This is a genomic window from Caproiciproducens lactatisolvens, assembly GCF_052443335.1.
Taxonomy (GTDB): Bacteria; Bacillota; Clostridia; order Oscillospirales; family Acutalibacteraceae; genus Caproiciproducens.
Genome location: NZ_CP195750.1, coordinates 1,686,748 through 1,701,482, shown reverse-complemented (window position 1 = coordinate 1,701,482; position 14,735 = coordinate 1,686,748). Strand labels below are relative to the sequence as shown.

Below are 14,735 nucleotides of genomic sequence, written 5' to 3'. Positions count from 1 at the left end.
TTACAATATCCAATAAATCAGCATTCGGTTGGAGAGATTGAAAATGGATATTTTTGTTGAACAAATGATCAAGAAAAGAATCGGTAGAAGCGATTGGTTTGTATTTGCCGGGGCCCTCGCGGCAAGCTGCCTGATCCTTACGCTTTTGGCGGTGTACATACCCATGCTTTTGCTGCCGGCTATGGTCGGTATTTTTGTTCTGGACTACTATCTGATTTCTTCGCGCAGCCTGGAATACGAATACAGTGTGACCAACAGCGATCTTACGATCGATAAAATCATCAGCCGACGGAGCAGAAAAAAAGTGATCTCCGTTGATGCGCACGACATTGAAGCTCTGGGCAGGTACCGGAAGGAAGATCATCAAAAACAGTCCTATTCGGCCAGATTTAACGCTTCGGAATATGAAAACGGCCGGGACGCCTGGTATCTTGCGGCGCGTCATCCCCAAAAGGGCAGGATTCTGGTGCTGTTCAGCCCGAGCGAAAAGGTCCTGACCGCGATCAAACCATTTCTTTCAAGGCAGGTAGCAGTCAATGCTTTTGGCAGGAATTGATTTAGTTGAAATAAAAAGAATCAAGAAATCCATGGAGAATCCGCGCTTTTTACTGAGGATACTCGGCCCCGCCGAGTACGCTCAGCTTGAATTGCGCGGATTTCCCGTTCAGAGCGTCGCCGCCAGCTTCAGCGCAAAAGAAGCCTTTTCCAAAGCGCTGGGCACGGGGATGCGCGGATTTTCGTTCGGCGAGGTGGAGCTGTTGAGAGAGGAAAACGGCAGGCCATATTTTCAATTGCGCGGCAGCGCGCTGAAAATCGTGCAGAAAAGAAAAATTGTTCTCCAGGTCAGCGTGACCCATACAAAAGAATACGCTTCGGCAGTTGTGATCGGGGAGGAGCCTGAAAATGAAGGTATTAAACTGTGAACAGAGCAAGGAGCTTGAAAAAAGCGCCGTCGACTCCGGAATCAGCTATTTGGAGCTGATGGAAAACGCCGGTGCCGCGGCCGTCCGTTTCCTGCGGAAAAAGTTCAGCCTGTCCGGACGGAAAGTCGTGATTCTTTGCGGGAAAGGAAATAACGGAGGAGACGGCTATGTGATGGCGCGCAGGCTGTCTGAGCTCGGCGTGTCGGTTACCGTGGTGATAACCGACGGCCTTCCCCGCACAGACCTTGCAAAGGCCATATTTTCGCGTCTGAAGGATACAGCGGTAAAAATTCTGGACGGTGGGGAAAGCGGGAAAGCAGAAGCCGCCATCGCCTCCGCCGACTTTATCATTGACGCCATTTACGGGACCGGGTTCCACGGCCGTGTTCCGGATGAAATGCTTCCGGTCTTTCACGCGGTGCGAAATTCCGCCGCAGAGGTTGTTTCCCTGGATATCCCCAGCGGTGCCAGCTGCGATTCCGGGGCGGTGGATGGGGAATGCATCCAGGCGGACGATACGATTTCCTTTTCCACCCTGAAAAACGGACATCTGATTCAGCCCGCACAGGATTACTGCGGGCAGGTAACCGTGGCGCCGATCGGTATCGGCGCAGATCTCATCGCCAGCCAGAAGTCGACGTTTGAGGTAACGGAGCTTTCGGCGGCACAATCTCTGCTGGGGCCGCGGGACCCGCTCAGCAATAAGGGGAATTACGGCAGGCTGCTGTGCCTCTGCGGCAGCGACGGAATGGCAGGAGCGGCGGTAATGAGCGCAAAGGCGGCTGTTCGCTGCGGAGCCGGTATTGTGGATGCGGCGCTTCCCCGTACCATTTACCCGATCGTTGCTTCCCAGATTGCGGAGCCGGTTTTCACCCTGCTTGACTATGCGCCGGACGGAACGATGCTTCCCGCCGGCAGGAAGGCGCTGAAGGATGCTCTGTCCAAAGCGAGCGCGTGCCTGATCGGCTGCGGGCTGGGGCGCGGGGAAGAGATGACGCGGATCGTATGCGGTCTCGTTTCCGATTCACAGGTTCCCCTCATTATTGACGCAGATGGCATAAACATCCTTGCGGAGAATATAAATGTATTGGAAACAGCCCGCGTTCCTGTTGTACTGACTCCCCATCCCGGGGAGATGGCCCGTCTGATGAAGACCACCGTAAAGGATGTGCAGGCCCACCGGTTGGAGTATGCCCGGAGCTTTGCGGAAAAGCACAATGTCATCCTCGTGCTCAAGGGCGCCGGCACATTGATTGCGGAGCCGAACGGAATGGTACATCTCAATCCAACGGGAAATCCCGGAATGGCAAAGGGAGGCAGCGGGGATGTTCTGGCGGGAATGGCGGCTTCCTTTATTGCGCAGGGGATTGACCCTGCGGCGGCGGCGGTCGGCGCGGTGTATCTTCACGGTGAGGCGGGGGATCGCTGTGCGAAAGCGTTTTCCCAGTACGCCATGCTGCCGACGGACATGATCGGTATGCTTCCGGGGCTGTTTCTGGAGCTTGAGCGGTAAAACCGTATTTTTTGTGCGGAGAGTGGAAAGCTATGCGCCGGACAGCGATATGCCTGTTTTCTTTTTTTCTGGTTTTCTCTTTTTCTGCCTGTGCGGCGCAGGAAATGAAGGCCGAAGACATCGTTTTCTGTTTTCACTGCACGGCCGATATTGATTACAACGGCGAAAAAATACAATGCGCATTGAGTCGCGACGCGCCCGGAAGGGCGAACGTGCAGTTTCTTTCCGGGGATATGAACGGTCTGACCTACGATTGGAGCGGCGAAGGATTTTCTGTTTCCTACAGTGGAATTTCCGCCAAAAGCGACGAGTGCGTTTTGCCGGACACCTCTTTTGCCGTCATTTTGCTGCAGGTTCTGGACTATGCGGAGAAAGGCGGCTCCCTTACCAGAACGCATGGGAATGAATTTTCCGGCACCGTGGAGGGCATTGATTTCACAATGACCGCCGACAGAAATACGGGGCAGATTCAAACCATTTCCATTCCTCAAAAAAAACTGAAAGCGCAGATGCGCGACGATACGCAATAAGGGTGTGACGGCGGTTGCACCCTTTTTTTCTATTTAATTTTATGTCAACCTCCGCGCCTAAATAATATTATGTGTTAGGGACTGCAAGCGAATAAATCGTCTGGAGAATGTCAACAATAACCGCAGACCCTATATCATAAATTATTCGGAGCGTGAAAAATGTGAACATTAGAAGAGGCGATATTTATTATGCCGACCTGAGCCCGGTTGTTGGTTCTGAGCAGGGCGGCGTCCGACCTGTGCTGATTGTTCAGAATGATGTTGGAAACCGGTTCAGTCCGACCGTGATTGCCGCGGCAATCACCAGCCAGCGAGCAAAGGCAAACCTTCCAACGCATATTATGCTCAATGCCCAGACCACCGGACTCGCAAAGGATTCCGTTGTCCTGCTTGAACAGGTTCGTACAATCGACAAACACAGATTGAAAGAGCGCATGGGGCGCCTTGATAATACGGCAATGACACAGGTCAATCAGGCTCTATCTATCAGCTTTGGCCTTGATCTTGACGAAGAGGAACGCGAGGCTACATAGAGTTGCCTGAAATCAATAAAAATATGTACATTTCTATTGGCCGTAAAAACCATAAAAATAAAATAAAAAAGAGGAATGGCCTCCCCGCAAAGGAGCAGCAGAAAACCCAGCGGGGAAAACAGGAGCATCAAAATGTGAATCAAATAAAACGCAACGCCGGTTCTTGTGAGGACCGGCGTTTTTTATCGTAAACATACAATTTTAATTCTGAATCGGATACAATTTATGACACAATGTTTGACCCTGCACCAGTATAATTATTTTTAGCGCAGGGAGGGATCTCTTTGAAGCAGACGATTTACATAGACGTACTGGTCGGTATCAACTTATTTATCAATTATTTTTTGCTGCTTGCCGTTTCAAAATTTCTTTCGCTGCCGGTGAAACGTTCCAGAATGGTTGCAGCCGCGGCCCTGGGTGCGGCCGCTTCTCTTTCTATTCTGCTGCCCGAAACCAATCTTTTTTTATCCTTGGCTTTTAAGCTGGCCGTGTCGGGACTGATTGTTTTATTTGCGTATCCCTATTACGGAATCAAGCAGTTTCTGAGAGAACTGGCCGCCTTTTATATCATGAGCTTTGCCTTTGCGGGTTTCATGCTTGCGCTGTGGTATTTTATCGCCCCGCAGGGGCTCATTATCAAAAATTCGGTGGTTTATTTCAATGTTTCACCGCTTCTTCTGATCATTCTGACAGTTATATGCTATTTTATCATACGCCTGATTCACCGCATTACGGGCCGTCAGGCCCCGGAAAACCTTTTCTGCCGGATTCAGATCGATTTTAACGGAAAGTCGGTTTCCTGTGCCGCAAAGGTGGATACCGGCAACACGCTGACCGAACCGTTTTCAAACGCGCCGGTCGCCGTTGTCTGTGAGGATTGTCTTGACGGAATCGCCCCGCGGCACGAAAGCGGGAAAATCCGGCTGGTGCCGTTTCAGGCGGTTTCGGGGGAGGGGCTTCTTCCGGCGTTTAAACCGGATAAACTGACAGTCATGACAGGAAGAGAGAAGATTGAAGTACACGAGGTGTACATAGCGGTAACCAAATCGAAGCTTGGAGCGTTCAGCGCGCTCTTAAATCCGGATTTACTGCAAAAAACGTCAGCCTAAATTTGGCCGTAGGCAGGCGCGTTTCTCAGCCGCGGCGGCAGCGGCAAAAGGGAAAGAGTGAAAATGGGAATGAATAAGCTGATAAGGGAAATGGGAAATAAGCTGTCATTATTATGGCTGCGATTAGGTCTAAACGGGCATGTACACTATATTAACGGGCCAGAGACTCTTCCTCCGCCGCTGACGAAGAAGGAAGAGGAAAAGGTGATGATGAACATTCTGAACAATGTTCCAAACGCGCGGGAACCGCTGATCACCCACAACCTCAGGCTTGTTGTGTACATCGCCAAAAAGTTTGAATCGAGCAGCGCCGGGGTGGAGGATCTGATCTCGATCGGAACGATTGGGCTGATTAAAGCAGTAAACACTTTTTGCCCCGAGCGCAACATCAAGCTGGCAACCTATGCGTCCCGCTGTATTGAAAACGAAATTCTGATGTACCTCCGTAAAAGCTCCCAGTTAAAAAACGAAGTCTCCATCGACGATCCGTTAAATGTGGACTGGGACGGAAACGAGCTTCTGCTTTCCGATATTCTGGGCAGCGACCAGGATACCGTCAACCGCAACATTGAACAGGAGGTAGAGCGGAATCTTTTGCTGACTGCCGTGTCGCATCTCGCTCCGCGGGAGCGGGAAATCATGCAGCTCCGTTTTGGCCTGAACAACACAAAAGAGCATACGCAGAAGGAAGTAGCCGACACCCTTGGTATTTCACAGTCATACATATCGCGCCTGGAAAAACGGATTATTGAAAGGCTGAAAAAGGACCTGGAGCGCGTAAGCTGAAAAAAGGCGGGCATCACGATGCCCGCCTTTTTCGACGCTTTCTTTATTCCAGTGTGTATTTCAGAATCACCCGGTAGGCTTCTCTCAGGCTTTCATAGTTATAGTGCCGGCAGTTGGCCGGGCTTGTCGAAGGCAGCGCAATGGCCGGACATCCCGCGCTTTTTTCACAAAACCTGCGGTAGAGAGCGGCGGCCTTTGTTCCCGTGGTAAATACCGCGCGGATATCGGTTCCTTTTAAGAGGCCTCCGATATCGTTTGCGACCGGGTCGCGGATACTGCCGTCGTCCGCCCCGGAGATTTTGCAGCTTTTGAGGACATCCCAGAGCGCAATGCGGTTTCTCAGCAGAAATTCCGTTTTTTCCGCGTTGCTTTCCGGAAGCTTCTGGCCGTATAAATCCGATACGATTCGCCAGAACCGGTTCTGCGGGTGGGAGTAGTAAAACCCGTATTCGCGGGATTTCGGCGAAGGGATCGTCCCTAAAATCAATATTCTTGAATTTTCATCATAAACAGGTCCAAAGGTATGCTCAACTGTTTCCGTCATGATATTCTTCCTTTAACTGTAATGCGTATTTCAGAAGTGCTTCCCGCCGGTTTAAACATTTGCCGTCCATCACCGCGCTTAAGAGCAGGGAAAGCATCCTGCCGATTTCGCTCCCTTCGGGAATGCCGATCGATAATAAATCCGAGCCCTTGATCTGTAGATCTTTCAGAGAGTAGCATAATCCCCGTGTGAAAATGCTTTGGAATATCGCTTCCGCTTTTTTCAGTTCTTCCAGTCCATGGGTATCGGGCGGGTTTTGCGCCCGTAAATCCGCGTCCCGCACTTTAAAAAGCAAACTCAGCGTTTTTTTGCCGTACTGATGGAGAAGCTTCAGCAGGCTTCTTTCGTCCGCGGGAAGAGGAAACCGTTGAAGCCCCGTTAGCTCGGAAACAGTTTTCACCGTATCTCTGTCATACCGGAGTCGTAAAAGAATTGCTTTGACCGCTTCGGCGTTTTGGCTGCAGGAACCGTCAAAGGACTCTCTTCCGTTTCGGCTTTGTTCAGACGGGGCAGATTGTCGGATATGATAGAAAAGCATGGTCAGCCGTAAAACAGGCGTTGCTTCCACCATTGAAACGGCTTTCAGCGTGTGCTCCCATTCGTCCGATTTGGTCATGAAGCAAAACTCCGGAATGATCTGTTCCAGCACGGCGCGGTATTTTTGAAGCACCTCGGACGGATTCCTGCAAAGGAGCCTGGTCAGCTCCGACTGAATGCGCTCCCGGGCAATTTGTTGGAGCAGCCCGCAATTGGACAGAATGGCGGCCGAGGTGTTCGGCTCCGGGGAAAATCCCAGCACGGAGGAAAAGCGAAGCGCCCGCAAAATTCTGAGCCCGTCCTCCTGAAAACGCAGGCCGGGGGTTCCGACGCATCGGATGATTCGGCCTTTCAGGTCATCCATCCCGCCAAAGCAGTCGATTACGCCGTCGGCGTGAGAATAGGCGAGGGCGTTGACGGTAAAATCCCTGCGTGATAAATCCTCCTTTAAGCTGCGGGTAAAGCGGACGCTGTCCGGATGCCGGTTGTCGGAATACTGTCCGTCCACCCGGAAGGTGGTCACTTCCACGGGCCGATGATCGATCAGCACCGTAAGGGTTCCGTGCTGAATTCCGGTTTTTACGCACGGACAGCCGCTGAAAATGCGTTCCGTTTCCTCGGGCGGGGCGGAGGTGGTCACATCCCAGTCGCTCGGCTCCAGCCCGAGGATGGAATCACGCACACAGCCGCCGACGACATAGGCCTCAAAGCCGGAAGCCGTCAATTTTTGAAGAACCGTTTCAACCTGCGTCGGTATCTGAATTCGCATGGCTCCGCCTCGCTTGCTCTTATTTCCTGTTTTTACAGGATACGGATTGATTATAGTATATACGACTTTATAACGGAAAAGCAATTCCCTTTCCCCATAATATTTTTACCGCCGGCTCCGCATGAATCACCCCGCCCATGGTAATAATGGTAGTAAGTTATTCCATGGAAATGAGGGAACGGCATGCAGTACAATAAAGTCGAAATCTGCGGAGTCAATACTTCGAAATTAAAAGTACTTACCGAAAAGGAAAAAATGCAGCTGTTGCGCCGGGTGAAAGAAGGGGATATGAAAGCCCGCGACGAACTCATTAACGGGAACCTGCGTCTTGTTTTAAGCGTCATTCAGCGCTTTACAAACCGCGGGGAAAATCTTGACGATCTTTTTCAGGTGGGCTGCATCGGCCTCATCAAGGCGATCGACCACTTTGACATCAATCAGGGCGTCCGTTTCAGCACCTATGGGGTGCCTATGATCATCGGAGAAATCCGGCGTTATCTGAGGGATAACAATTCCATACGCGTCAGCCGGTCGCTGCGCGACACCGCGTATAAGGCCATGCAGGCGAAAGAAAGAATGACGGCTGAAAACAGCCGCGAGCCCAGCATCGATGAAATAGCAAAAGAATTGAACCTGCCGAGGGAGGATGTGGTGCTTGCGCTGGAATCCATTGTAGAACCGGTTTCGCTTTTTGAGCCGGTTTTTTCAGACGGCGGCGACACCATTTATGTGATGGATCAGGTGGGTGATAACAACGACGATTCCAACTGGCTGGACGAAATCGCGCTGAAGGAAGCGATCCGCGATTTGAACAGCAGAGAAAAGCGGATTCTTTCCATGCGCTTTTTCCAGGGAAAAACACAGATGGAGGTTGCTTCGGAGATCGGAATCAGTCAGGCGCAGGTTTCCAGGCTGGAAAAGGCCGCGCTGGATAAGATCAAGAAAGACATTTAGCTGTTGTTTTCTTTCCCGTCACGTCAACTTCACAATCAGCAATTATACTGGGCGCTGTAATAGATTGCAAGGAATCGGAGGACCTTCTATGCAGCCCATCATTGTGAAGTTCAGAAAAAAACCTTATATCCCCGCGCTGATATTGATTGCGGCGCTGTCGTTTACCTTAAACTTCTACGCGATTTCCAACTACGGAACCGGAAACGAATATTACGCGGCGTGTGTAAAAAGCATGACGCTGAGCTTTAAAAATTTCTTCTTTGTTTCATTTGATCCCGCCGGAATGGTTTCTGTAGATAAGCCCCCGCTCGGCTTGTGGACGCAGGCGATTTCCGTACTTATTTTCGGCTATCACGGCTGGGCCATGCTGCTCCCGCAGGCTTTGGCGGGCGCGGCCTCCACCGTGATGATTTACATTTTGACCGCCCGGTATTTCGGGCGGCCCGCCGGGCTTGTTTCGGCCCTGCTTTTTGCCATAACCCCGGTCGTCGTTGTCGCGTCGCGCAACAATACGATGGATATGCAGCTGATTTTTGTATTGCTGGCAGCGGCGTGGTTTCTTTTTCGCTCGATCGACAGCGGAAGATGGAAATATCTGTTTCTCGCGGCGCTGTTTGTCGGATTGGGCTTTAATATTAAAATGCTGCAGGCATACATGATTCTGCCCGCCGTTGCCCTGACTTATCTGTTTTTTGCAAAAGAAAAAATTGGGAAACGGATTCTTGCCGGGATTTTGAGTATGGTTATTGTTCTGGGAGTCTCTTTCGCATGGGTGCTTGCCGTGGAATTTTACCCCGCTGAAAACCGGCCTTACGTGGACAGCACCAGCAGCAATTCCATGATCGAACTGATTTTCGGCCATAACGGCACGGAAAGGCTGTTTGGACAAAGCATGGGCGGCGGAATGGGAGGCGGCTTTGGCCGTTCATCCGACAGGGATGCTTCCGGCTCGGCACCACAGACGAATGATGACGGAAACGGGACGCCTTCCGACGGTTACGGGCAGGGCGCGCCGGACAGTAACACGAATGGAAGTGGACAGGGAATGCCCGGCGGCAATACAGATGGGAACGGGCAGGGCACGTCCGACGGTGCCGATGAAAACGGACAGAACATGCCTGACGGCGGTGCGGACGGCCGTGGAGACCGCCAGGACGGCGGCCGCAATATGGGTGCGAATGGGATGGGCGGTTCTGAAATCGGGAATGCGTCCCCTCTGCGGCTGTGGACGTCAAATTTATACGGACAGGGTTCCTGGTTCCTGCTGTTCGCCCTTTGCAGCATGCTGCTTTGCATGAATAAATGGAACTTCAGAAGAAAAAATGAGCGTCAGGGTGCTTTTGTATTCTGGTCTCTGTGGCTGATTACCATGGCGGTTTTCTTCAGCTTTGCCGGATTCTATCACCGGTATTATCTCTGCATGATGGCGCCCGCCATTGCCGTCCTGAGCGGCATCGGAATTGTTACCATCTACAACGGGCTGAAGCACAGACGGGAGAAAAAAACGGAGTATCTTCGTCCCGTGCTTCTGCTGGCTGCGTTCCTTCTCAATCTTGCTCTGCAGATTGTCTGTGTTTTGCGGTATTCCGAGCTGAAGACATGGCTGCTTCCCGTTATGCTTGCCGCGGCGGGCATTGGAATCCTCCTGTTCGCCGTTTATTGTGTCAGACATAAGCGCGGCATTCTTGCGGTTTCTCTGGCGGTGCTTGTCCTGTCCTCAGTGGCAGCTCCTTTTTACTGGGCGCTTACGCCGGTCATGGGCGTAACGAATTCCACAATGCCGTACGCCGGTCCGGAGCTGGTGCAAAGCGGACAGGGGAACGGAACCGGCATGTTGTCGGAAAACGGCAGCGCGCAGAGCGCCTCTTTGGAAGCTTATCTGGTGAAAAATTATAAAGAGGGCAGCTTTCTTGTTACCGCACAGCGTTCCAGCAGCGTAGCGCAGTTCATCATTGACACCGGCCTGCCCTGCTATGCTTACGGAGGGTTCCTGGGTTCGGACAATTCCCTTACGGTCGATCAGCTGAAAACGCTTGTCGCTCAAGGCAAAATTACTTATTTCCTGTTGAATGGAAGCTTCGGCGGTTCCGGTTCCGATATTGAGTCTTATGTAAAAGAAAACGCGGTGTTGGTGGATTCCGGCGAATACAGCTCCAATACAAGCAATGTCGGCCAAATGGGCGGTCAGGGCGGCACTTTATATCTGTTTCAGTCGTAACTGTTTTCTTTGAGCGATTGCGGCGCAAAAAATCCCCTGTGAATTTCACAGGGGATTTTGGATCAGCGAAAATTATTTGCAGAATTTTTCGATGTAGCTGTCAATGGAGCTCTGAATGATTTCCTTGGCATCTTCGGGCCCTTTGACTTCGTCGATTGCCGTCACTTTTCCCTCCAGCTGTTTGTAAACGGAAAAGAAATGGGACATTTCGTCAAAAATATGTTTCGGCAGCTCCTTAATGTCACGGTAGCCGTTATAGGTGGGGTCGTTAAACGGAATCGCGATGATTTTTTCATCTTTCATCCCGTTATCCACCATAATAATCACGCCGATGGCATAACACCGCACCAGGGAAAGCGGACGGATATCCTCGGAACAGAGGACAAGTACGTCAAGAGGGTCATTATCACTGGCGTAAGTACGGGGAATAAAGCCGTAGTTCGCGGGATAATGAGTGGAAGTGTAAAGAATCCGGTCCATCAGCAGCAAACCGGTTTCCTTGTCGAGCTCATATTTGATTTTACAGCCCTTTGGAATTTCTATGACGGCACAAAAGTCTTCTGTCTTAATTCTTTTAGGTGAGATATCATGCCAAATATTCATAATAACCTCCTGATTTTTTCTCGGATAATTATACCATTTTCTTTTTGATTAATCAATTAATTAATTATATAACAAAGTTCGGCATATATCTGTAGGGGAGGTGGAAGCGTGAATTGCCGGATCATTGATATGCGCCATAAAGAAGTCATCAATGTAAAGGACGGGACCCGGATAGGATGTGTCTGTGATGTGGAAATAGACACCGCGGACGCCAGAGTGATTGCCATTGTAATTTACGGCCGCCTGCGCTGCTTCGGACTGCTGGGCAGGGAGGACGATATTATTATTAAATGGCAGGATATTCAGGTAATAGGGGACGATACTATTTTGGTGACGTATAATAACTATTGCCGAACGAAAAAAAGAGGGCGCGGGTTTGGCGGATTCTTTGGCAACTGAAAAACTCTTGAATTTTATTCTTTTATATGCTATAATTATCCGCGCAATAAAAAACACACGTCTCTGCTATGACGATTTGGTGCCCGGCTTCCGGGTGTTGCGTCTGTTAAAGCGGGACGGAGGAAAAACCAAGGAGGATTATTATGTCAGTAGTATCAATGAAACAACTTTTGGAGGCCGGCGTCCACTTCGGTCACCAGACCAGAAGATGGAACCCGAAAATGGCTCCGTATATCTTTACGGAACGCAACGGCATCTACATCATCGACCTGCAGAAAACCGTCAAGAAGCTGGAGGACGCTTACAGCTTTGTCCGCAGTCTTTCCGCTGAAGGCAAATCCGTACTGTTTGTCGGCACCAAAAAGCAGGCTCAGGATTCCGTGAAGGACGAAGCGGAACGCGCAGGCGCTTATTTTGTCAACGCGCGCTGGTTGGGCGGCATGCTGACCAACTTCCGTACGATCCGCCGCAGAATCGACCGCTTGAACCAGCTCAAGACCATGGAAGAAGACGGCACCTTCGATCTTCTGCCGAAAAAAGAAGTCATTAAGCTTCGCCTTGAGATTGAAAAGCTCGAGAAATTCCTGGGCGGCATCAAGGATATGAAACAAATTCCCGGCGCACTGTTTATCGTTGACCCGCGCAAAGAGAGAATCGCCGTAGCGGAAGCCAAAAAGCTCGGCATCCCGATTGTCGCGATTGTCGACACCAACTGTGATCCGGATGAAATCGATTATGTTATTCCCGGCAACGACGACGCGATCCGTGCCGTCAAGCTGATTTCCGCAACCGTCGCAAACGCAATCGTCGAAGGCAAGGAAGGCCAGATGGGCGCCGCTGCCGCCGAAGCGGAAGAAGAAAAAGTGAATGAAGCAGAAGCCGCGGAATAATCGGTAATATGCGCAGATAATAAATAAAACGAATATTAAGAGCGGAGGAAACAGAATGGCTTTTACAGCTAAAGATGTTGCAGCGCTTCGTGAGAAGACCGGCTGCGGGATGATGGACTGCAAAAAAGCGCTGGAAGCATCCAATGGAGACATGGATGCCGCGATCGACTTTTTAAGAGAGAAAGGCCTTGCGGCCGCTACGAAAAAGGCGGGCCGTATTGCAGCCGAAGGCGTTGCTTTTGCATGCCTGAATGAGGAAGGAACCGTCGGTGTGGACATCGAGGTCAACGCCGAAACCGACTTTGTTGCGAAGAATGCGGATTTCCAGCACTTCGTAAAGGTCTGTGCGGATACGGTCATCGAGTCTAATCCTGCCGATGTGGAGGCTTTGCTTCAGTGCAAAGCAAGCGGTTCGGATCAGACGGTCGACGCGATGCTCAAGGATAAGATCCTGACCATCGGCGAGAACATTAAGATTCGTCGTTTCAAGCGTTTTGAAGGCGTGGTTGCAGCCTATATCCATGCAGCCGGAAAAATCGGCGTTCTTGTTAAATTCGATACTTCCGCGGAAATTGCGGCCAAGGAAGAGTTTAAGGAGTACGCGAAGAATATCGCCATGCAGATTGCGGCCATCAGCCCGCAGTACCTCGATCAGAAATCGGTTCCCGCCGATGTTGTTGAACATGAGAAGACCATTCTGAAAGAGCAGATTATCAACGATGGCAAACCTGCTGCAATTGCTGATAAGATTGTTACCGGAAGACTTGGAAAGTTCTTTAAGGAAATCTGCCTTTTGGATCAGGCCTATGTCAAAGACGGCGATCTTTCCGTGCAGCAGTACACGGAGGCTACCGCAAAAGAGCTTGGCGGCTCCATTTCGATTGTAGATTATGTCCGCTTTGAAAAGGGCGAAGGCCTTGAGAAGCGCGAGGATAATTTTGCAGAAGAAATCGCCAGCATGGTTAAGTAAGAATTCACTGAGGAATAGCGCAGGAAAACAATCCTGCGCTATTTTTATGCCTTCCTCCTGTTACCGCTTTCGGAGAAATGTTTCTAAATTATAAAACTTGACAATAATAACTATATTTAGTTATGAAAGCCTTTACTTTACACAATGCTTATTGTAGAATAATATAAAATGAAAACAGGGGTGTTTTATTTGCAACCTAAATATAACAGAATTCTTCTCAAGCTGAGCGGCGAATCTCTCGCGGGCAGCGAGACCCACGGAATTGATTTTGACACGGTGCTGAAAATCTGCGGACCGATCAAAAAATGTGCGGATATGGGGGTTCAGATCGGAATCGTTGTTGGCGGCGGCAATTTCTGGCGCGGCCGCAGCAGCGGAAAAATGGACAGGACCCGCGCGGATCATATGGGAATGCTCGCCACCACCATCAACGCGCTTGGCGTGGCCGACGCGTTGGAACAGCTCGGCGTTCAGGTCCGTGTGCAGACCGCGATTGCGATGCAGCAAATTGCCGAACCCTACATCCGCAACCGCGCCGTACGGCATCTGGAAAAGGGAAGAGTCGTCGTATTTGGCTGCGGTACCGGAAACCCGTTCTTCTCAACCGATACGGCGGCGGCGCTGCGGGCAGCCGAAATTGACGCAGACATTATTTTAAAAGCCACCATGGTTGACGGCGTTTATGACAGCGACCCCAAAAAGAATCCGGACGCCGTAAAATTTGACACCCTGTCCTTTATGGACGTACTCAACCGAAACCTGCAGGTGATGGACAGCACGGCTGCTTCACTATGCAAAGATAATAAAATTCCGATTCTTGTTTTCAGCATCGGCGAGCCGGATAATATTATCAAAGCCGTTTGCGGGGAATCGATCGGAACACTTGTGAAGGAGGACTAATGATGAAAGAAGTATTGGAACGCGCAGAGGACCATATGAAGAAATGTGTCAGTGCTCTGTCTGATGATTTTGCATCCATCAGAGCGGGCAGGGCGAACCCGGCGGTGCTGGATAAAGTAAAAGTCGATTATTACGGCACGCCGACCGCTATTAACCAGCTTGCGGCGGTGGCGGTAAGCGAAGCGCGGATTCTGACCATTCAACCTTGGGATATTTCCGTATGCCGCGCCATTGAAAAGGCCATTCAGACCTCGGACATCGGCATCAATCCTCAGAGCGACGGCAAGGTCATCCGGATTACATTTCCTCCGCTTACGGAGGAGAGACGCCGCGACCTGGTGAAGGAAATCAGCAAGATGGCCGAGGAGCGCAAGATCGCGATCCGCAATATGCGCCGTGACGCGATGGAAAAGCTCAAAGGCATGAAGAAAAATTCGGAGCTCACGGAAGACGAGCTGAAGCAGGCGGAAAAGAAAACGCAGGATTTAACCGATAAATATTGCAAACAGGTAGACGGCGCATTTGAAAAAAAGCAAAAGGAAATTATGGAAATATAG

At 50.7% G+C, this 14,735-nt stretch carries 17 protein-coding genes; 14 read left to right on the top strand and 3 right to left on the bottom strand.

Annotated elements, in window-relative coordinates; all coding sequences use genetic code 11:
- Positions 1-43: 43 nt before the first annotated feature.
- The 7 genes from ACRQV7_RS08395 to sigE all read left to right on the top strand — a co-directional run bounded on the left by ACRQV7_RS08395 (position 44) and on the right by sigE (position 5,394).
- Positions 44-556 (top strand): DUF6106 family protein, encoded by a 513-nt coding sequence (locus ACRQV7_RS08395; protein WP_444657796.1) that lies wholly within the window; start codon positions 44-46, stop codon positions 554-556.
- A complete protein-coding gene (gene acpS, locus ACRQV7_RS08390) occupies positions 537-923 on the top strand; it encodes a holo-ACP synthase (RefSeq protein WP_444657795.1) in 387 nt (128 codons plus the stop codon). The genes ACRQV7_RS08395 and acpS overlap by 20 nt, the downstream gene beginning before the upstream one ends.
- Positions 904-2,436, top strand: coding sequence for an NAD(P)H-hydrate dehydratase (locus ACRQV7_RS08385; RefSeq protein ID WP_444657794.1), 1,533 nt, complete (start codon positions 904-906; stop codon positions 2,434-2,436). The genes acpS and ACRQV7_RS08385 overlap by 20 nt, the downstream gene beginning before the upstream one ends.
- A 32-nt stretch (positions 2,437-2,468) precedes the next feature.
- Positions 2,469-2,966 carry a hypothetical protein gene (locus tag ACRQV7_RS08380; RefSeq protein WP_275717289.1) on the top strand — a complete coding sequence of 166 codons (498 nt, stop codon included), beginning with the start codon at positions 2,469-2,471 and terminating at the stop codon, positions 2,964-2,966.
- A 161-nt stretch (positions 2,967-3,127) separates the two neighbouring features.
- On the top strand, positions 3,128-3,499 hold the full coding sequence (locus ACRQV7_RS08375; protein WP_038324246.1) for a type II toxin-antitoxin system PemK/MazF family toxin: 372 nt from the start codon (positions 3,128-3,130) through the stop codon (positions 3,497-3,499).
- A gap of 284 nt (positions 3,500-3,783) precedes the next feature.
- Positions 3,784-4,608, top strand: coding sequence for a sigma-E processing peptidase SpoIIGA (locus tag ACRQV7_RS08370; RefSeq protein ID WP_275715954.1), 825 nt, complete (start codon positions 3,784-3,786; stop codon positions 4,606-4,608).
- A gap of 90 nt (positions 4,609-4,698) precedes the next feature.
- Entirely contained in the window at positions 4,699-5,394 is a 696-nt protein-coding gene (sigE, locus tag ACRQV7_RS08365; RefSeq protein ID WP_275715977.1) for an RNA polymerase sporulation sigma factor SigE, read from the top strand.
- 43 nt (positions 5,395-5,437) lie between these two features.
- Here sigE and ACRQV7_RS08360 read toward each other — a convergent pair whose 3' ends face one another.
- Together ACRQV7_RS08360 and ACRQV7_RS08355 are read right to left on the bottom strand one after the other, a co-directional pair.
- The gene (locus tag ACRQV7_RS08360) at positions 5,438-5,938 is read right to left on the bottom strand and encodes a DNA-deoxyinosine glycosylase (RefSeq protein WP_444657793.1); all 501 of its coding nucleotides are present in this window, start codon (positions 5,936-5,938) and stop codon (positions 5,438-5,440) included.
- Positions 5,922-7,244, bottom strand: a complete 1,323-nt coding sequence (locus ACRQV7_RS08355; protein WP_444657792.1) for a CCA tRNA nucleotidyltransferase — start codon at positions 7,242-7,244, stop codon at positions 5,922-5,924. Before ACRQV7_RS08355 ends, ACRQV7_RS08360 begins: the two co-directional genes overlap by 17 nt.
- A 183-nt stretch (positions 7,245-7,427) precedes the next feature.
- Between ACRQV7_RS08355 and sigG the strand changes: the two genes are divergently transcribed.
- Positions 7,428-8,198: an RNA polymerase sporulation sigma factor SigG gene (sigG, locus tag ACRQV7_RS08350; protein ID WP_444657791.1), complete on the top strand. Its 771-nt coding sequence runs from the start codon at positions 7,428-7,430 to the stop codon at positions 8,196-8,198.
- Between the two features lie 88 nt (positions 8,199-8,286).
- Positions 8,287-10,416, top strand: a complete 2,130-nt coding sequence (locus tag ACRQV7_RS08345; RefSeq protein WP_444657790.1) for a glycosyltransferase family 39 protein — start codon at positions 8,287-8,289, stop codon at positions 10,414-10,416.
- Positions 10,417-10,488: 72 nt separating this feature from the next.
- Here ACRQV7_RS08345 and ACRQV7_RS08340 read toward each other — a convergent pair whose 3' ends face one another.
- Positions 10,489-11,019, bottom strand: coding sequence for an inorganic diphosphatase (locus tag ACRQV7_RS08340; protein ID WP_038324237.1), 531 nt, complete (start codon positions 11,017-11,019; stop codon positions 10,489-10,491).
- Positions 11,020-11,127: 108 nt separating this feature from the next.
- Between ACRQV7_RS08340 and ACRQV7_RS08335 the strand changes: the two genes are divergently transcribed.
- From ACRQV7_RS08335 to frr, 5 genes are all read left to right on the top strand, one after another.
- Entirely contained in the window at positions 11,128-11,418 is a 291-nt protein-coding gene (locus tag ACRQV7_RS08335; RefSeq protein WP_243122456.1) for a YlmC/YmxH family sporulation protein, read from the top strand.
- Between the two features lie 143 nt (positions 11,419-11,561).
- Entirely contained in the window at positions 11,562-12,308 is a 747-nt protein-coding gene (gene rpsB / locus ACRQV7_RS08330) for a 30S ribosomal protein S2 (protein WP_275715942.1), read from the top strand.
- 55 nt (positions 12,309-12,363) lie between these two features.
- Complete coding sequence (tsf, locus tag ACRQV7_RS08325) at positions 12,364-13,278, top strand: translation elongation factor Ts (RefSeq protein ID WP_275715940.1); 915 nt, start codon at positions 12,364-12,366, stop codon at positions 13,276-13,278.
- Between the two features lie 189 nt (positions 13,279-13,467).
- Positions 13,468-14,178 (top strand): UMP kinase, encoded by a 711-nt coding sequence (gene pyrH, locus ACRQV7_RS08320; protein ID WP_275715938.1) that lies wholly within the window; start codon positions 13,468-13,470, stop codon positions 14,176-14,178.
- A gap of 2 nt (positions 14,179-14,180) precedes the next feature.
- Complete coding sequence (gene frr, locus ACRQV7_RS08315) at positions 14,181-14,735, top strand: ribosome recycling factor (protein ID WP_275715936.1); 555 nt, start codon at positions 14,181-14,183, stop codon at positions 14,733-14,735.

What these genes read in the sequence shown, in the direction of transcription:
- sigG (WP_444657791.1), top strand. Translation starts at nt 7,428, where the DNA reads ATGCAGTACAATAAAGTCGAAATCTGCGGAGTCAATACTTCGAAATTA.
- ACRQV7_RS08355 (WP_444657792.1), bottom strand. Translation starts at nt 7,244, where the DNA reads ATGCGAATTCAGATACCGACGCAGGTTGAAACGGTTCTTCAAAAATTG.
- ACRQV7_RS08360 (WP_444657793.1), bottom strand. Translation starts at nt 5,938, where the DNA reads ATGACGGAAACAGTTGAGCATACCTTTGGACCTGTTTATGATGAAAAT.
- ACRQV7_RS08345 (WP_444657790.1), top strand. Translation starts at nt 8,287, where the DNA reads ATGCAGCCCATCATTGTGAAGTTCAGAAAAAAACCTTATATCCCCGCG.
- ACRQV7_RS08340 (WP_038324237.1), bottom strand. Translation starts at nt 11,019, where the DNA reads ATGAATATTTGGCATGATATCTCACCTAAAAGAATTAAGACAGAAGAC.
- ACRQV7_RS08385 (WP_444657794.1), top strand. Translation starts at nt 904, where the DNA reads ATGAAGGTATTAAACTGTGAACAGAGCAAGGAGCTTGAAAAAAGCGCC.
- frr (WP_275715936.1), top strand. Translation starts at nt 14,181, where the DNA reads ATGAAAGAAGTATTGGAACGCGCAGAGGACCATATGAAGAAATGTGTC.
- sigE (WP_275715977.1), top strand. Translation starts at nt 4,699, where the DNA reads ATGGGAAATAAGCTGTCATTATTATGGCTGCGATTAGGTCTAAACGGG.
- ACRQV7_RS08395 (WP_444657796.1), top strand. Translation starts at nt 44, where the DNA reads ATGGATATTTTTGTTGAACAAATGATCAAGAAAAGAATCGGTAGAAGC.
- rpsB (WP_275715942.1), top strand. Translation starts at nt 11,562, where the DNA reads ATGTCAGTAGTATCAATGAAACAACTTTTGGAGGCCGGCGTCCACTTC.
- ACRQV7_RS08380 (WP_275717289.1), top strand. Translation starts at nt 2,469, where the DNA reads ATGCGCCGGACAGCGATATGCCTGTTTTCTTTTTTTCTGGTTTTCTCT.
- tsf (WP_275715940.1), top strand. Translation starts at nt 12,364, where the DNA reads ATGGCTTTTACAGCTAAAGATGTTGCAGCGCTTCGTGAGAAGACCGGC.
- acpS (WP_444657795.1), top strand. Translation starts at nt 537, where the DNA reads ATGCTTTTGGCAGGAATTGATTTAGTTGAAATAAAAAGAATCAAGAAA.